We start from the raw sequence: 18,060 nt of genomic DNA on the forward strand, positions 1-18,060 counted from the left end.
GTGTTAATGATGTGCTTATCGAAAATACAAAACATACAAAAGGTCTACTCAAGCAGGAATTGGAGATTCGCCTAAATGAATTGCTGGAAAAGATTTTCTTCAGCTCCTTACTAAAGATCTTTATTCAGGAAGGGATGTATAAGCATCCTGATTATGAGAACGCGGGTAATTTTGAGATTGTTGTGGACGTCTTAAATCGTTTGTTCACACCCTTCTTTGACCGCTTCTATCGCGAAATACTTCCTGAGGATTATAAAAAACTAATCGATAAACCGATGAGTAGCATCACCCGCTTCGACGTGAAAAAGGCGGATGAGCAGATGAAAGCTTTAGAGGATGAGATAAAGGAAGTCAAATACAACCTTAAGCATCTAACAGATTATGCAATCGCTTGGTTCCAAAAACTGAAGGATAAATATGGTAAAGGTCGTGAGCGGAGAACAGAGATTCGCATATTCGAAAAAGTCGAAGCTTCACAAGTGGCCTTAGCCAATGTTAAGCTATACGTAAATCGAGCAGATGGTTTTGTTGGAACAGGTTTAAAGAAAGATGAATATGTTGGTGATTGTTCAGATATCGATGATATTATCACATTCCTAGAGAACGGTACTTGCCTGGTAACCAAAGTGCAGGATAAAGTGTTTGTTGGGAAGGATATCATTCATGTTGGTGTTTTCAAAAAGGGAGATGAGCGTACCGTCTATAACATGATCTATCGGGACGCAAAAACAGGTATATCCTATGTCAAGCGCTTTTCGATACTAGGTGTTACGAGAGATAAGGAATACGATCTGACCAAAGGAAGTAAAGGATCAAAGGTGCTTTATTTTACTGCAAATCCGAACGGGGAGGCTGAGATAGTAAATGTACAGCTTAAGCCGCATTCCAAACTGAGAAAACTACAGTTTGATCTAGACTTTGCCGAAATTGCGATTAAGGGTAGGGCCTCGCAGGGTAACATTGTTAGCAAATATCCCATTAAGAAGATTATCCTGAAATCAAAGGGTGTCTCTACCTTAGCCGGACGAAAAATTTGGTTCGATGAGGTGCTGAATCGGTTGAATGTAGATGGCCGAGGGAAGTATTTAGGCGAATTTGATGGGGATGATCGCATATTGATCGTAATGCCCGATGGCACCTATAGCTTAAGCAGTTTTGAGCTTACGAATCATTTCGATCCGAAAATGCTGCGAATTGAGAAATATAATCCGGAGCAAGTTTTTACTGCAATACATATCGATGGCAAGACCGGAAACTACCTCGTAAAACGATTCGTTTTCGAAAATACACCCATCGGTAAAACAACCTCCATTATCAACGAGGAGGCTGGTTCTAAATTGGTACTTCTTACAAATGGAAAGGATCCAATCATTAAATTGGATGTATTGAAAGGAAAGACGCAAATTCCGGAAACAATCGAACAACATTTGAATGAAATTGTTGATGTGAAAGGAATGAAGGCACAGGGAAATAGGCTTAGTTCACACGATGTCAAAAAAGTTACGTTGTTGTCTGGAGAAGAAGCGTATGTAACCGGACATGATGAAGAGAAAAAGAGGGAAGATGCAATAGCAGACCCGGATGAGGAAAGGGTAGAGGACGAAACGGTAGCTCCTTCGGAGCCATCCGAGAAGCCAAAGCCAAAAATTGACTTGGAAATTACCAATCCGGATGATATCGACTTGGATGATAGTGGACAACAATCATTGTTTTAATGATCTCCAGCAAATTGCCTGTTACTAAGAGCAAAAGTATAAGATCGATGACTAAGCGGTTTAAATGCAAGCCTTAAGTCATATGTTATACCAACTGGCTTAAAGTGAGAAAAATTTTATAAATTGATAACAATAATGAAAGCTGATAGCTTACGGCTGGCAGCTTACGACCGTCCCGGTGGGATGGCATTTACTTTGGATTCTTAATTTAGGTTTATGAAGGCGACATTTGGAGGAGGCTGCTTCTGGTGCACAGAGGTTATTTTTCAGCAGCTTGACGGCGTTAATTCCGTGCTACCCGGCTATATGGGAGGACATAAAGAAAATCCCACTTATAAGGAAGTTTGTACAGGAGAAACCGGGCATGCAGAAGTAGTACAGATTGACTACGATCCGCAAAAGATCTCTTATAAGAAACTATTGGGCATATTTTTTAAAACCCATGACCCCACTACCTTGAACAGACAGGGGAACGATATAGGAACGCAATACCGTTCAGCGGTATTTTATCATAGCCCGGAACAAAAGTTTGAGGCCGAGACCTTAATCAACAAACTGACAGAAGAAAAGATTTTTGACGATCCCATTGTAACCGAAGTGGTAGAGGCTAGAACTTTTTATGAAGCGGAGGACTATCACCACGACTATTTTAATAATAACCCGGATAATCCTTATTGTGCGGCTGTAATACAACCCAAATTGCAAAAATTTCTTAAGAGCTTGGAAAAAGCCTAAGTGATCGATCAATTAGGCATGTATTATTGATATTGTATATAACTTGGTGCTGGCTTCAACTGCAATAATTCAGTTGGAGTCAGCATTCTTTTTGGAGCCTGTTTTAAATCGTTTTTATAAAATAATTTAAAACCGGTAAATTGCACGGGCTCCCGGTAGATAAATTGGCGGTAAGTTGCTTTCTTTAGGGCGGGAGGTCCCCAGCCATCCATCTCGATAACAACCTGCACTTCGGGGCGTAATTTAATGTTCTTATAGTCTCGCACCATACCGGCAGTGAAACGATGTACAACGAGTAATTTTGGAGGTAATTGGCTTTCTTTTACTAAACGAGCTAAAAAATCGGCCGCATAATTGATATCCCTGGCATCGAAGCTGCCGATCCGGGTACCGGGTTTGCTCCCATCCTTCATTGAAAATTCCGGATCGATTCCCAAATGTACCTGAGGCAGTCGTAGGTATTTTTCCAACCTCGGAATCTCTTCCTGCAAAGTACTTAAGGCGACTTGTATATCTAAAAATACAGGCAAGTTACCATGTTGCCGAGCAATATTCAGAACGGAATCTATTTGTTTGTCGGGCATGCGCAGACGGTGTTTACCATCTCTACCGGCGTCACTTTGGGCGGTTACCGCGATATAATGCAGGGCGGCAATGGCTTTGGTGCTGCTATCGGCATCGTTCCAACGTACAACTTCCTCATTGAGCCGCCTGATCATTTCTTTCGGTGGAAGTTCACCTAGTATTCCCATGCGCTTAGAATATAGGTTTCCATAGTAAGCGATAATCCGATGTTCGGGAAGCAAAGCGCCTTTTAAAGGCAAGGGCTGTGGACTCACCGGCCATCGGTTTGCCGTATCGCCATTGGCAAGTGCTAGTAACTTTTGGTAGTAACTGATACTATCCACTGTCGTATCATCGAAGCTTGCTTGGCTTTGTAAGGTATCTGCGAGCGCCAGCTTGTCGCTTACCGTATTAACCTGAGCGCAGGAATAACCCGCAAGTGCTAGCAAGGCGGGGATGAAAAGCAATAGCCTAAAAGGCGATCGAAAACCTATTTTAATCATAAAGTTTAGAATAGAAACGGTAAGGTAATACAAAAATAAAATAAATTTACCGCATACCTATGTAGTAGAATGAATGATATTGATAATGAAGGGGATATCATGAAAATAACTTTATTATTTGTACTTGTTCTAAATAAACTTTATACTTGCACTATCGATAATCGTTCTAAATAAAAGAAGTTTGTAGGCTTGAGAAATAACATGGTTCATGTTTGGTTTGGTTGGTTAAAGTTTCCGGTTTCATAACACATTGTAGAAGCCGGATTCTTTTATTCCGAGTTAAGGTTATAAACGTTAGGTTTTTTTGTTCATAAAGTATCTATATAGATTGTTTATATAGTTGTTTAGTTTAGTTAGTGTAAAGCGGTTGTCGTGAGATATCCGCTTTATTTTTTGCATTATGGTTACTCCATTGATAACTGCTTTAACCCGGCCAATTGGTTTCTATCCCTTCCTTTCGAACGAAACGCTGAAAATCGTTCAATAGCTTCTGATCGTTTCTAACCTGATGGGCTGTTAATTTCTTTCGAATAACATAGGCACTTAACAAACCAACGGCTTCTCCGATACTCCATTCCACGGGATGCAAACGATAACAGCCGTTTGTAATATGAGTGGTTCCAATATTTTTATTGGCGGCGAGCAGGTTTTTCATGCGTATGGGAAGGAATGCACCTAAAGGAATTTGAAAGGGGAGCGAACTAAAATCGATATAATTATCGCTACCACTGCTCGGGTGGAGATCGATATGATAGTACCCGATACCCACGCTGTCAAAAAAATCAGCGGCTTTACTAGCTGCGGATTGTCCGGCAACCAAACCTCTGTTTTCCTTTCCGACATGTTCTTCGAGAATGGTAAAGGTTGCTTTTATTCGTCTCGATTCGCGTATATACGGGTACTTAGCTAACCCGTCAGCGGTCCCTAATACATCACCCCGTAAACGAAGGCCGGGCCACCCTTCACCACCATCGGACCTTGGAGCGGCCGTCTGTAACCAGTAAAATAGGGATAAACTTAACTGCTTTGCTGCTTTCAGGTGCTTTGCATATACGGCGGGCGGTACATCGATCAAGTTACCCAAAAAATAATCGTTCTGTGGCCAATTCATTATACTGAGGTCACCGGCAAAGGTCCCGGGTAAAAAATTGTGTCTGTTGATGATTTTTCGATAATTCCAAAGGTTTAACGCTTTATTGGTCGCTTCACCGGTTGGATTGAAGCCGAGTGTAGTGGCCTGCAATGTGCGCGGATTGGAATAGGAGAGATCCAACAATTTACCCGACCAGGAGGGGACCATCTTCGGTATGAAATCACGCCAAAAATCATATTGCTCCGGCTTATCAATCACGTGGTTTTCTCCGTGTTGATAGTCCATAGCCAAACACATAGTAAAAGCCTGTTGGTTTTCAGGCTTGCCGACTTCCGGGGCATGCAGCTCGTTCGTTTCCTTTTTGGATTCGGTACCTGTAACGTATTCGGTACCGGTTAATGGGAGCAGATCACCGAGCTCGGTAGCATCGATAAAATAATGACCATTTAAAGTAAGTTCATGATCCTCATGCCGATGTTTCACAAGTACTGCGGTGACCTGATCTTGATGAACAGCGGCTTTTATAACTCGATAATCCGTGAGTAAGGTTAATTTACCGGAGCTTAAATAAGGCATTAACATCTCCAATAGGACGGCAACAGCCACTCTAGGCTCATGGCATAGGCGTGAAACGGAACCATCTCCGGGATTTAAATGGGTGCGCTGTTTTGCTTCGGTCGTTAATGGATAATTGCGTTTATAAAACGTACGTATGCGATCACGAAAAGCGCGGTATGAGGCGGGTGCACCATGGGTTTCAATCCATCGGTGCTCGTCGGGAGGTACGCCTTGTTGACTGAGCTGACCTCCCAACCAATCGGTTTCTTCACTCAGTGTAACGCGCAATCCATGGCGCAGCGCGGCTAAAGCTGCCGCGCATCCGCCTAAGCCTCCGCCAACGATGACAATGTCGGACTTAAGCTCTTTCTGTTTGTGCTTTTCATGCGCATGAGCTGATGCATTTGATAGGTAAGGGATATTGGCTAAAAAGGTGCTGCCTATAGTGATGCCTGTTATAAAATCTCGTCTTTTCATATTTGGAATTTATGGATGTCAAACGGTTCCATCGTTCTTTTGAAGTGCCGTAGCGGCATAATCTACTGCTCTTGCTGTAAGTGCCATATAGGTCAGGGATGGATTTTGATTACCGGTTGAGGTCATACAGGCACCATCGGTAACAAATACATTTTTACATTGATGAAGTTGATTCCACTTATTCAACAACGATGTTTTGGGGTCCTTTCCCATGCGTACCCCGCCCATTTCATGTATATCCAAGCCCGGTGCATCTTTACGGTCAATCCTTGCTGTGACCTTACAACCGGATTGCTCGAGCATAGCAGAGCCCTGTTCCAGAAAATCGTGCATAAGTTTTAGGTCATTATCCGTATAGTCAACGGATGTAATCAATTGGGGAATGCCCCACGAATCTTTTTCAAGATCACTTAAGCGGACATGATTTTCATATCGAGGGATGGTTTCTCCTTGCATCATCATGAAAACCTGCCACGGACCGGCCTCTGTGAGTTGATCTTTATAATCACTTCCAATTCCTTCCAGCTGTTGGCTCCATCCTGCTCTACTAGCGCTGAAGGCGATCATATAACCTCGTAGAAAGTCGGTCTCCTGCCGGAATACATTGCGAAAGGAAGGCATAAAAATGCTGGTGGGGCGTCGTCCGTAATAATATTGATCGCGAAGCCCATCAAAGCTGGCCAATATATTGCCACGATAATTATGAAAGGCAATGTAATGGCCAAGTAAGCCGTTGTCATTGCCCAACCCTTGGGGGAAGCGGGCTGACTTCGAATTTAATAGGATAAGATTGGTGTTAAGAGCGGATGCGTTAACAAAAATAATGCGTGCATAAAACTCCTTTACAAGTTTTGTTTTGCTATCCACAGTACGCACACCGATTGCTTTGCCCTTTTGTTCATCGTACAGAATAGATTCCACCACCTGATTGGTCAATAAGGTCAGATTACCTGTAGCATCGGCCCAGGGTAGTGTGGATGAATTACTGCTAAAGTAAGCACCGAATGGGCATCCCCGATGGCAGAGGTGCCGAGCCATACATTGGCCTCTTCCTTGGGCTACATGAATTTTTTGTGGTGCCGTGAGGTGGGCACAACGACCAATGATGACATGGCGATTGGGATAAGAGGCTTTTATTCGTTCTTTAAGGTGCTTCTCTAGAGCATTCATCTCGAAAGCAGGAAGCACTTCGCTATCGGGAAGGTTCGGAATCTGATCTTTGGTCCCGCTGATTCCAACAAACTTTTCTACATAACTGTACCATGGTGCCAGGTCTTTATAGCGAATGGGCCAGTCTATCGCAAAACCGTCCCGTGCCGGGGCTTCAAATTCATAATCACTCCAACGCTGCGTTTGTCGTGCCCAAAGTAGGGACTTGCCACCAACTTGATAGCCCCTTATCCAGTCGAACGGCTTCTCTTGCACATATGGGTGTTCCTGATCTTTTACAAAAAAGTGTTGTGTTGTTTCGTCAAAAGCATAGCAACGGGACACAATGGGATTGTTAGTCGTCACCGCTTCCGGTAGCTCTCCTCGATGTGTGAATTGCCAAGGATCCTGCATCGCCGTAGGATAATCTTCCAGGTGTTTGACCATTCGACCCCGTTCTAATACCAACGTTTTATACCCTTTCTCACAAAATTCTTTGGCCGCCCAACCACCGCTGATGCCGGAACCGATTACAATGACATCATACGTGTGCTGCGCTTTCGCCTTCCCCGATATATTCATGCTCTTTTTGTTTATAATGATACCTGCAGCAATTTAGTTATTTCCTGTTACAGATGCTTAGCTTGTGCCTTTATGGATTAATTTCCTTTAAAGCCTGGGAATAATAAGTTAAATTTTTTTGTATATCAGGTACCGAATTTTCCCAATTGTTTTCATATTCGATGGCCAAGGTTCCTTTGAAATTTTGTTGTTTTAGTTCAGCTAACATAGCTTTTACATCGAGTATGCCGGTACCCCAGATTGTATCGGGCATTTCCTCGTGCGCTGAACGCTTACCAGAGGTGATGTCTTTGAAATGGAGTGCATGTATACGCCCCTTTACCTTCCTAAGGCATTCCAGCGGATTCAGCCCTTCTCGTCTCCAATGGCCCACATCTGCGCAAGAGCCGATCCTCGCATCGCGGTGACCGATCGCCTGCAATAAATCGTTAGGACTCCAATACAATGAAGGCTTGGGATGGTTATGGACAGCCAGTTTTATATTATACTTTTTGACAAGCTTTTCAACCAAGTCCCAATCGGCCAAGGCCGGTTCGGCACTAATGTACTCCATATGCATGGCTGCGGCAAAGGAAAAATAAGCTTCCCATTCGGCAGCTTCCGTTACAACCACTCCCATGGCAATGATCCTTATATCTCGTTTTGCAGCCTCTTGATTTAATTTCTCTTGATTTTCTTTTGATAAACTCGGCGAAAAGTTTAATTCGCCAAAGCCTGCGCCCAAGGGATGCCCCGGGTAAACTTCCAGGTAGTGCAGTCCCAAAGTTTGTACTTTATCTAAGGTTTCCATCAGTGTAAACTTATGGAAGGTATACGACTGGACGGCAAGTTTCCAATCGGTCTTTACCTCTGGGGATTGTGCTGCCGCGTAATGAAAATTGTATAGAATTAAGCAGGCGGTAAAAAATACGGTTATCAGGTTCCTTTCTAATCTTTTCATGATGAATTCTCTTATATTTAAGACCGGTACCGTCGATCGCATAACAGATCAACGACACCGGCGATTACTTATTAAACCATATTAGTCGATCGGCATTTCGGGCAATTGGAATCCGTTATGGTAAGTATGCTTTATCCATTCGTTTGCAATGGATTTAGCTCCGAACTCCGTAAAACGACGATCAAATCGGGGATCGCCATCAACTACTTTAAACTCGTCCACCGAAACGATGTTGATTTTATCTTGATCTCCAATATTGGTAAAGGTCATATTTTCACCATCCCACAGCAGGTCGCGGTGTAGGCCCTGTAGTCGAACAGCTAATACACCCATCACCACCATCTCATTAAATGGTCCGGAGAATCCAAAATGCGAACTGGCCTCCGTGCGATTTTCCGGAGATTCCTTGGCTGCGCGAATCCATTCCTGCTCGTGGGCATTGGTACTCCAAATATCTCCATTTCCACCTTTAATCCGCGGAATCCAAGGCGTCGGCTGCTCAAAATGTTCCATTTCGCTCACTGGTAAAAGGGTTGGGTTCATGCCATAACATCCGGTCATGATTTTTCCTTTTTTACCAATGAAGAGAATACCACCATTCTCGTCGCCTAACATCATGCCGGGACTGAGTTCCACTGGTCTTTCGGGCATCAACCCCCCGTCATACCAATAGACCTTTACTTCCGGCATTTTTACTTTTCTTTTTTTCGGTCGCTCCGGAAAAGTATACTGCACCATTTGTGCATGAGGTGGTGAATACAAATTACTGAGCGTTGAACTGCCATTAACTTTAATGGGGTACTTTAAATCTAAAGCCCAATAAATGGGATCCATAATATGACAGGCCATATCGCCTAATGCGCCGGTACCAAAATCCCACCAACCTCTCCAGTTCCATGGCGTATAAACGCTGTGGTACGGACGTTTGCTGGCGGGGCCTAAAAAGAGATCCCAGGAAAGCGTTTCGGGTACAGGCATGGCATCGCTGGGCTGCATAAGGCCTTGCGGCCAAATGGGTCGATTGGTCCAACAATGGACTTCTGCAACTTCTCCGATAATATCGGATTGAATCCATTCGGCAACCTGTCGGCACCAGTCAAAAGAGTTTCCCTGATTTCCCATTTGAGTGGCTACTTTATATTTGGCGGCCAATTTGGTCAATAAGCGTGATTCATAAACGGAATGACTGAGCGGTTTCTGCGTATAACAATGCTTTCCCAGCGTAATGGCCTGTGCAGTAATGACGGCATGATTGTGGTCGGGAGTTGCTACCATAACGGCATCAATAGAATTTCCCATTTCATCAAATAGTTTCCGCCAATCTTTATATTGTTTTGCCTTCGGGTAATCCTGAAAAGTCTTTTGTGCATATTTCCAGTCTACGTCGCAAAGGGCGACAATATTTTCAGTGTTCATGTTAGCTAAATTGCGGCGACCCATGCCGCCAACACCTATGCCGGCTATATTCAGCTTGTCGCTAGGCGCCACGTATCCCAAAGTTTTACCCAAGACATGACTGGAAACAATGGTGAATCCTGCCAAGGCGGTGCTTTCTTTTATAAATTTTCTTCGTGTTAAATCCATGTTAGTAATTGCTGTTTTGTACTAATACTCCATTGGAGCGATCAATTTCAATTTGAGGTATAGGGAAAGGCCAGCTGTTTTCACTGGCATCACGTCCTTTATCTGCAAAGCCGTATTTTTGGTGGAAGGCTTTCATAGTGTTCGCGTATTCACCCCAACGTATTAGATCGTATAGTCGGAATCCCTCGAGGGCTAATTCGAATCGACGCTCCTTCTTTATGGCTTGCAAGATATCATCAGAGGTCTTTATGGCGTAACGGCTTGCAAAAGTAGCCTCATCGATGGCTTTGAGACCGGTTGCAAACAAGCGATAAATAGCGGGTTCATCAACTTTGGAGGTCGTTACGTAGGCGCGGTGACGTACTTCGTTCAGGTAGTTCAATGCTTCTGCGTGATTGCCACCTGTTCGTATAATGGCTTCTGCATAGATAAGCAATACCTCGGAATAGCGGATCCAATACGGCTGCCAATTGCTACGTTGCAAGTCGTTTTGTTGCCGATAGGCTTGTGGCACAAAGGCTTTACGACTCTGTTGCAAATTATAGTCGTTAAAATAACCGCGATAGTTGTGTACTTCCTCTCCTCCGCTAGAAGTTTTGAAAATGTCGTTATGACTGATAATGGTAAACATTTTGCGTGGATCAGCCGGATCAAATGCTGCTGCCAGATCGCGCGTTGGGGTATTTCCTCCCCAGCCGCCTACATTATTTCTGCCTACATTCATAATAGCAAAGGGGTCGCCCGCTAAGCTAAAAGCTGGATCGAATTTTCGCAGCACACCGAAAATGCATTCCTTTGAGAAGGGGCCGACTTGATAATCACCTCTAAATAAGTCCTGAAAATCGGGCAGCAAATGGAGCTGTCCGTTGTTAACGACCTCTCCCGCCATTTCTTTTGCGATGAGATATTCACCTAATGCATCTCCCTCCATTTTGCCCTGTTCCATTAATCCGGCAAAAAAAAGTGCAGCTCGTGCCTTAAGCGTATAAGCTGCATCTTTGGTGGCTCGTCCGGTTTCATTGTCGGGTAATTCGGACGATCGTGGAAAATTGGGCTCGGCAATAGCCTCGTCTAAATCGATGTACAACTGGTTGCGGAGCTCTTCGATGCTGGCCTTCCCCTTTCGTGTAGAAGGGTCTTCAACAGCAACTAAGAGGGGAACTTCCTTGAATACAGTAATTAAATCGAAATAATACCAAGCGCGCAAAAACTTTATTTCGGCAAAATAACGGGCAAGTGCTTCACTTGGAAGAGGTGCTCCGTTTTCTACTAAGTTACTTCCTTCTCGTTTCAGCGCATCAAGGGCGATATTACATTTGCCAATACCACGATATCGATTACTCCACGTTTCAAATAATAGGGGATTGGAAGAAAGAGGTCGACCGCGCCCTACTTCAGTTGTTTGCGGCCGATCGCCAGGATCGGAACCTCCCGCATCGGCATTATCGACACTTTCATCGCCAATAGCTACTTTGTTAACGGTGTAACCCCATCCGTCTTGCATTGGTTGGTAACAGCCCGTCACCAACTTTAAGCCGGCACCGTCGGTCTTAAAATAATCTGTTTCGTCCAGTACGCCGTAAGGGTCTCTTTCCAAAAAGTCACGCTTACAGCTAGCGATAAGGCCGAAAGCCGTTATGACTATATACGTTATCGTTCTTTTCATTGTCTAAAAGTTTGCATTGATACCAAACATAAATGATCTTGCCTGTGGGTAATAACCTTGATCTACTCCCATACTTAAGGGGGAACCGCTGCCAATCTCAGGGTCGAGACCCGAATAGGAAGTGAAGGTGAGGAGGTTGTACGCTCCTGTCCACACGCGAATACGTTGAATTTTGGCCTTTGCTAGCCAAGCATCCGGCAGCGTATACCCTAATTGCACACTCTTTATCCGTAGGTATGACCCATTTTCCACTAACCAATCGGATATTTGCAAATTGTTCTGATTGGAAGCGTTGATCGCGAACTGCGTGTGACTTGGATTACTTGGTGACCAGGCCTCGGTTAACAACTCTTTCGGCGCATTGTACCAGCCTACTCCCGACTTCATGTCGATCTTAGCAATGTTCATGATTTTATTGCCTAAGGTACCTTGCATTAACAGCTGAAAGTCGAAGTGCTTATAATCTGCTCCTAAACGGAGTCCGTAGGTCAGATCAGGAAAGGGATCACCCAAATTCGTGCGATCGGCATTGTTGATGGTCCCGTCACCGTTGACATCTACAAAACGTAAATCCCCTGGACGGGCGCCTTCTTGAATATAATCATCGGCTTCTTGTTGCGACTGGAAAATGCCATTTGTTTTGAAGCCGTAGAAATAACCGATCGGCATGCCTTCTTCGGTCAGGGTAGTTGTGTAGCTGATCCAACCACCACCGGTAATAGGCTCACCCCCACCTAAACTCAAGACCTTGTTTTTAAAGGTCGATGCATTGGCAGCAATGGAATAACCAAAATCTCCGATTTTATTACGGTACGAAAGATCAAATTCCAATCCGCTATTACGGACGCCACCGGCGTTGGACCAGGGACTATTCGGAAAGCCGAGGTAAGCCGGCAAAGGAACATTCAGTAACATCCCATCCGTGGTTTTGCGATAGGCATCTATTGTTAGGTTCAGCTTGTTGTTCAAGAAGGCTAAATCTAAGCCAATATCCAGCTGCTCAGTCTGCTCCCATTTTATCCCCGTATTTCCGATGTAATTACTGCCACCAATTAACTGTGGATTGCGTGGACCGAATAGATAATAACCCATATTGCCCGAAAAGGTGGTTAGATAAGCACCTCGACTGATGTTTTGGTTACCTATCTTTCCCCAACTTACCCGAAGCTTCCCTAAATTGAGCCACGACCATTGCTTAATAAAATCTTCTTCAGCAAAATTCCATCCAGCGGAAAGTGAAGGAAAAGCTCCCCACTTTTTATCCTCGCCAAAGTTGGAGGAACCATCGTAGCGGAAATTTGCCGTAAGCATATAGCGGTCCTTATAAGCGTAGAAAAGCCGACTGAAGTAAGAATTAAGTGCCATCTCCCATTTGGTGCCGGATGCCTGCGGATTAATGGTGCCGGCATCAATGATCCACTGACTGGGATCATTGGATACTAACCCTTGTTTCGAGGCGCTGGAGGATTCGCTTTTCCATTGTTCTGCCGAGGTACCCACCAAGAACGTTACGTGGTGATCGGCGAATTCTTTATCAAATGTGGCTGTGTTCTCCCACACATAGTAATCCGTCTTTGAATTGGATTTACTTACCGTGGCGTCCACATTGAATTGATCGCCATCTAAATAATATTTCGGTGAAAAATAATCCGAGGTCCCTCTGGCTAAATCCACGCCAAAATTACTTCTCAGTTTTAACCAGCTTAAGGGCTGTATGTCAATTGATCCACCTCCCTTAATAGCCGTTCCCTTCCATCGATTGTTTTTGTAGATCTCGGTCTGGGCTACCGGATTCTCCTTGTTAGTCATTAAAATGGGACTGTAAAACGACCATGGATTGTTTTGATCAATGCGATCAAGGAACAATCCTGATCGTAAAAAGTCGGGAACGTCTACTAAATTAGTCCGATACACGGGCGAGATCGGATCGGCTACAAAAGCGATAAAAGCGGTATTGAAACCCGGGCTGTTTTCAAGCACATTGCCTCTACCTTCATTGATGAGTCCAATATTCCCCGATAGTTTTAGCCAGCTGCGTAAATTATGGTTGAAATTAGTCCGCCAAGATAATCGATCATAGTCCGATCCATTGATAATCCCTTCTTGATCCATATAACTCAAGCTGGTCCGATAGGCTAAATCTTTAACACCACCGGAAATGGCGATATCATGATTTTGCACTAAGGCATTCTTATTATTGATCGCTTGCCACCAATTGGTACCCTCTTCACTTCCTGTGTTGGCACGCAGAAATTGTAACACCTCTGCCTTGTTTTGTTCCGAAAAATAGGGATCTAAACCTGCATTGATATTTGCCAGATTCTTGTAGTCCATAAACTCCGAAGCGTTCATCATCTCATAAGTTTTTATCGGATTTTGGATGCCGATATAACTATCCAGTGATATTTGGCTGTTTAGCTTGTCACCATCGGCGTTCCCCTTCGCCGTGGTAACCATAACGACCCCATTGGCTGCCCTTGAACCGTATATGGCGGTAGCCGACGCATCTTTTAAAACTTCAATGGACACAATATCATTGGGATTTAACCAACCGATGTCATTCTGAGGAAGTCCATCTACCACATAGAGCGGATTGTTATCGTTTACCGTACCTATTCCACGAATTCGAACAGCAGGAGGTGTGCCGGGGCTTCCGCCGGTAGAAGTGATTTGTACACCTGCCGTTTGACCTTGTAGGGCCTCTGTCGCATTTCGAATTGGCATATTACGGAGGTCCGTGCCGCTCACTTGACCAACGGCACCGGTTAAATCGCGTTTACGTTGTGTTCCATAACCAACTACCACTACTTCGTCCAAAGCGGCCTCTATTGATTTAAGTACAATCTGTAAGTCTTGCCCATTTCCAACTGCCACTTCTTGGGATTCGTAGCCTAAGTAGCTAATAGACAGAATGGATTGAGGAGTGGCGCTGATCATAAAGTGGCCTTGATCGTCGGTACGACTGGCTACATTGGTGCCTTTTACTTTAATGGATACGCCAATTAAGGGCTGTTTTGCCTCATCAAGCACTTTTCCGCTAACAGGAAAATCCTGCTGATCACTAATGGACTTTGGCAGACCTTCCTTCTTCTCTTTCAGCAGGATATAATCGCCTTGCAATTGATATGATAAAGAGGTGCCTTTTAATAACCTATCCAGAACATTGGCAACTGAACGTTTGGCGGGTGATATCGATATCGTTTGGTAGTTTTTTACCTCTTTGGCTTTATAGGCGAAACGATAGTTGCTGAGCGACTCGATCTTTAAAAGGGCGCTTTCCAGCGAGCCTTGATGAGAAAAAGAAATGTAGTCCTTATAAATGGATTGGCCTTTGGTTTTTTCAGCTAGCAACAGGCCAAAAGAAAAAAGTATCAAAAAGGCTATAAGACTGGCTGTTCTCATAATAAAAATGAGATAGGTTGGTTTAAAATTCATAATTTTGCATAATTAAGCTTATCTCTAGTTAAGATTGGGTTTAATATTGAGGGATTGCCGCAAGAATCCCTTATTTGCATGTGTAGTCACATTGGTTGCCGCCAGTGTGACTGCTTTTAGGGAGGATATGTTCGTCTGTTCATCATTTTTTTTAGGGTTTAAGCGGAGCGCTATTCACAGCCATTACCATCGAGGTACACGGTGTCATTTTTTATTTCATATTTAAAGTTGTTCAGTGCACTAATGACATTTAACATTTCCCGCAAATTCTCTCCTTCATGGAAGGACACGGTAAAATGACAACCGCGGATGGCGTCATTACGATAAATGAAGGTCTTGTTACTCCATCTTTCCAAGGCCTTTCCTGCATCTGCCATGCTTATGTTATCGAAGCGCAATCGCTGATGAATCCAAGCAATCATAGCAGTGGCATTTACATCATGTACTTGCTTGTGATTGGTATGGACATTATAAATCAACTGTTGATTTGCGGTTAACAAGGATACAGTTTCAGCCTGATGCTGAACGGCTATTTTCCCTTGCCGGACTGTTACAGCGATATGCGATGCATCGAAGCTGTTAATGTTGAATGCGGTTCCCAATACTTTAGTGATAAGAGAACCTGTTTCCACAGTGAATGGCTTTTGTTTGTTGGATTGAACATCAAAATAAGCTTCTCCGGCTAAAACCACGCGCCTATCGTTATCGTTATAGTTGCGCGGAATATCTAATCGGCTACCTGCATTTAGCCAAACGGAGGTACCGTCAGGCAACTCAATTTGTCGTTGCTCGCCCAATGGGGCCGTCCAGGTAGTGGTAAATGCATTCCGTAAATGTTCCCGTGGAGAAGACAGCCTTTGATATAAAAGCGCACCGACTAATATCAAGGCCAGTGAAGCCGCAACCCAAGTCAGATAGAGGCGTTTTTGTTTGCGAGCTTGTAAAAATCGCTTATCGGAAATAATCCGCTGATAACTTTTGAGGGATTGTTCTTGGTCATCCAAGTGGGGGATGATCGGTAAATCCTGAAACCGCCTTAATGCCTGATCAAGCTCCTCTGTATAGGTGTCGTCCTGAACAGCCTGCATTAACCTATGCAGCTCCTCTGCCGTAATGCGATCACTCGCTAGTTTTTCCAATAGTTCGCGTAGGCGTGTTTGATCCATATGTGACCTTTTTGAAGCTTCGTCAAAGCTCTTTATAAGTCAATACACAGGAAAGCTAAAGGATAACTAGGCTACCGGGAAAATTTTTTAAATCAAAAATAGAAAAGGAGAAAAAAATGGATTAAGCCGTATCGTAACAAATGTTTTCGGATTTTTTTCAGGCCTTCTACCAAATGATTGTTAACCGTATGAGGAGAGATTTGTAATCGTTCGGCAATTTGATCATGGCTTAGTCCTTCATACCTACTGAGGCAGAAAATTGTTTTCTGTTGTGGTGAAAGTTGATTCAGCGCTTCTTTTGATTTTTCATCGATTTCTTTTGCAGCCATGATATCCTGCGAAAGATGATCTAGTCTGTCGGATTTTTCCAATAACTCCGCAATAGCCTTCTCCGATTGGGCAATTTTTCGCAATTCATTTAATACAAGTCGACGGGAAATAGTAAATAAAAGTGGTGCTGCGGTAAAGCTATGATCCAATCTATCCCTTGCTTGCCAAAAGCGAATGAAGGTTTCTTGCATGACTTCTTCTGCATCTTCTTCATTTTTTAGAAACCGATAGGCAAAACTGACAATTTTTGTTCGATAGCGATCATAAATTTGGCGAAAGGCAACTTCATTCCCATCCTTGATAAGAAGAATTAGACTTTTTTCCTCTTCGTGTGAATGAATCATGATATGCATTAGGTTTGTTCATAGCAATAGTAAGCATAAAAAACTAAAAATTAAAAAATAGCTGGCTTTACTATTGCTTAAACACCCAGTAGCCCAATATCAGCCACAAAATTCCTTTCAGTAAAAAGAAAAGAAAACCCCAGAAACCGAGCCGTTTAAGCCAGACAATGAATTTATTCTTTTTTGGGATTTCGTTGTGTTCCATGATTATTAAGACGTACAAAGGAGTGTCTTGTTACCGTTTTAGCAACAAAAGAGGACCGTCGTGCCAAATAATGTTATTCGACAGGGAATAAGAACCTGCTTAAAGTAAAGGTAGGAAAATTATTGAATTTCTATAACACCCGCGTATACGCTATCTGAACTATTGTTGCTACCATCCGTAGCAAAAAATGACAAATAAAGGTGAAGCTTCGTGCCAATTTTAAGTCCTGCAGGTAGTGCGATCTCGTCATGCAGTTCAAACCTACAATTCCCGAATTGTTTTGCTTCTGCGAAAGTTAACCTGTCTTCCGGATATAAGAGCAGCATGGTTCGGTTCCGGTTCAGTTTAGAGTCTATGGATGTATTTTTCCAACTAATATAAAGCTTCTTATTCTTCTGCTCTACCTGAACACCTTCGGGTGGAGGAAGGATTCCTTTGCTAAAACAGAACTTTTCGTAGTCCAATTTATAACCATCGGTTGTTTCTAAAACAGCTTCCTTCAAGTTATACGACATGGCTGAATTGTGACCGGTTCTATTAGTCGCGTAGTTCATAAAACCTAAACGAACAAGAGGAACTATGGGTTTCAACTTTTCTTGCATAAAGCTAAACTTGCTGCGCTGCTTGGCTTGTGATTTGGTAGGTTTTCGGTTTTTGTTGATACGCGGTAATCCACGAACATAGTCGATTCCTTTCCACTTGCAGAATACAACGCTTCCTACTTTTCCTGAAATTGGGCCGTTAGCTCCATTAGTTACTCTTCCCATGACGGATTATCATTAAAGGTTCCTAGATACAATATCAACTTTAGAGAATGTTGATATACGATTTATACTACTAAACTAGTAACTGTTTTATTAAAATTCGGAAAAAATTAGGATTTTATTTGCTTTTATCCGAATAAGCTCCGAACAAGATCCGAATAAAGTCCTACTGATTTACAAAATAAAAGTAACGACAATAATAAAAGGGATATTATCCGGACTGAAAAAGGGCCGCGACTTAAGTATTAAT

General features: G+C 43.3%; 11 protein-coding genes and 1 pseudogene. 2 read left to right on the forward strand and 10 right to left on the reverse strand.

The features are described from left to right. Positions 1-1,715, forward strand: a pseudogene (locus QT327_RS22395) (DNA gyrase/topoisomerase IV subunit A); the annotation flags it as partial. 216 nt (positions 1,716-1,931) lie between these two features. After that, positions 1,932-2,450: a peptide-methionine (S)-S-oxide reductase MsrA gene (gene msrA / locus QT327_RS22400; protein ID WP_013664942.1), complete on the forward strand. Its 519-nt coding sequence runs from the start codon at positions 1,932-1,934 to the stop codon at positions 2,448-2,450. Positions 2,451-2,473: 23 nt separating this feature from the next. On the opposite strand, the gene QT327_RS22405 is transcribed toward msrA, so the two are convergent. The 10 genes from QT327_RS22405 to QT327_RS22450 form a co-directional block, all read right to left on the reverse strand. Then, positions 2,474-3,517 (reverse strand): hypothetical protein, encoded by a 1,044-nt coding sequence (locus tag QT327_RS22405; RefSeq protein WP_130854443.1) that lies wholly within the window; start codon positions 3,515-3,517, stop codon positions 2,474-2,476. Between the two features lie 424 nt (positions 3,518-3,941). Further along, complete coding sequence (locus tag QT327_RS22410) at positions 3,942-5,645, reverse strand: FAD-dependent oxidoreductase (protein ID WP_289554077.1); 1,704 nt, start codon at positions 5,643-5,645, stop codon at positions 3,942-3,944. 18 nt (positions 5,646-5,663) lie between these two features. After that, positions 5,664-7,376, reverse strand: a complete 1,713-nt coding sequence (locus QT327_RS22415; protein WP_289554078.1) for a GMC oxidoreductase — start codon at positions 7,374-7,376, stop codon at positions 5,664-5,666. Positions 7,377-7,446: 70 nt separating this feature from the next. Further along, the gene (locus QT327_RS22420; protein WP_289554079.1) at positions 7,447-8,316 is read right to left on the reverse strand and encodes a sugar phosphate isomerase/epimerase family protein; all 870 of its coding nucleotides are present in this window, start codon (positions 8,314-8,316) and stop codon (positions 7,447-7,449) included. Positions 8,317-8,397: 81 nt separating this feature from the next. Then, on the reverse strand, positions 8,398-9,900 hold the full coding sequence (locus QT327_RS22425; protein ID WP_289554080.1) for a glycoside 3-dehydrogenase: 1,503 nt from the start codon (positions 9,898-9,900) through the stop codon (positions 8,398-8,400). Position 9,901: 1 nt separating this feature from the next. Then, the gene (locus QT327_RS22430) at positions 9,902-11,566 is read right to left on the reverse strand and encodes a RagB/SusD family nutrient uptake outer membrane protein (RefSeq protein WP_289554081.1); all 1,665 of its coding nucleotides are present in this window, start codon (positions 11,564-11,566) and stop codon (positions 9,902-9,904) included. A 3-nt stretch (positions 11,567-11,569) separates the two neighbouring features. Then, positions 11,570-15,001 (reverse strand): TonB-dependent receptor, encoded by a 3,432-nt coding sequence (locus QT327_RS22435; protein ID WP_289554082.1) that lies wholly within the window; start codon positions 14,999-15,001, stop codon positions 11,570-11,572. Positions 15,002-15,171: 170 nt separating this feature from the next. Continuing rightward, positions 15,172-16,167, reverse strand: a complete 996-nt coding sequence (locus QT327_RS22440; protein ID WP_289554083.1) for a FecR family protein — start codon at positions 16,165-16,167, stop codon at positions 15,172-15,174. Positions 16,168-16,259: 92 nt separating this feature from the next. Beyond that, positions 16,260-16,841, reverse strand: coding sequence for an RNA polymerase sigma factor (locus tag QT327_RS22445; protein ID WP_013664951.1), 582 nt, complete (start codon positions 16,839-16,841; stop codon positions 16,260-16,262). A 324-nt stretch (positions 16,842-17,165) separates the two neighbouring features. After that, entirely contained in the window at positions 17,166-17,813 is a 648-nt protein-coding gene (locus QT327_RS22450; RefSeq protein WP_130854433.1) for a DUF6266 family protein, read from the reverse strand. Between the last annotated feature and the right edge of the window lie 247 nt (positions 17,814-18,060).

It is taken from the genome of Olivibacter sp. 47, from assembly GCF_030372825.1.
GTDB lineage: Bacteria > Bacteroidota > Bacteroidia > Sphingobacteriales > Sphingobacteriaceae > Olivibacter > Olivibacter oleidegradans.

Coding starts and splice junctions, on each gene's coding strand:
- msrA (WP_013664942.1), top strand. CDS start 1,932: ATGAAGGCGACATTTGGAGGAGGCTGCTTCTGGTGCACAGAGGTTATT.
- QT327_RS22405 (WP_130854443.1), bottom strand. CDS start 3,517: ATGATTAAAATAGGTTTTCGATCGCCTTTTAGGCTATTGCTTTTCATC.
- QT327_RS22410 (WP_289554077.1), bottom strand. CDS start 5,645: ATGAAAAGACGAGATTTTATAACAGGCATCACTATAGGCAGCACCTTT.
- QT327_RS22415 (WP_289554078.1), bottom strand. CDS start 7,376: ATGAATATATCGGGGAAGGCGAAAGCGCAGCACACGTATGATGTCATT.
- QT327_RS22420 (WP_289554079.1), bottom strand. CDS start 8,316: ATGAAAAGATTAGAAAGGAACCTGATAACCGTATTTTTTACCGCCTGC.
- QT327_RS22425 (WP_289554080.1), bottom strand. CDS start 9,900: ATGGATTTAACACGAAGAAAATTTATAAAAGAAAGCACCGCCTTGGCA.
- QT327_RS22430 (WP_289554081.1), bottom strand. CDS start 11,566: ATGAAAAGAACGATAACGTATATAGTCATAACGGCTTTCGGCCTTATC.
- QT327_RS22435 (WP_289554082.1), bottom strand. CDS start 15,001: ATGAATTTTAAACCAACCTATCTCATTTTTATTATGAGAACAGCCAGT.
- QT327_RS22440 (WP_289554083.1), bottom strand. CDS start 16,167: ATGGATCAAACACGCCTACGCGAACTATTGGAAAAACTAGCGAGTGAT.
- QT327_RS22445 (WP_013664951.1), bottom strand. CDS start 16,841: ATGATTCATTCACACGAAGAGGAAAAAAGTCTAATTCTTCTTATCAAG.
- QT327_RS22450 (WP_130854433.1), bottom strand. CDS start 17,813: ATGGGAAGAGTAACTAATGGAGCTAACGGCCCAATTTCAGGAAAAGTA.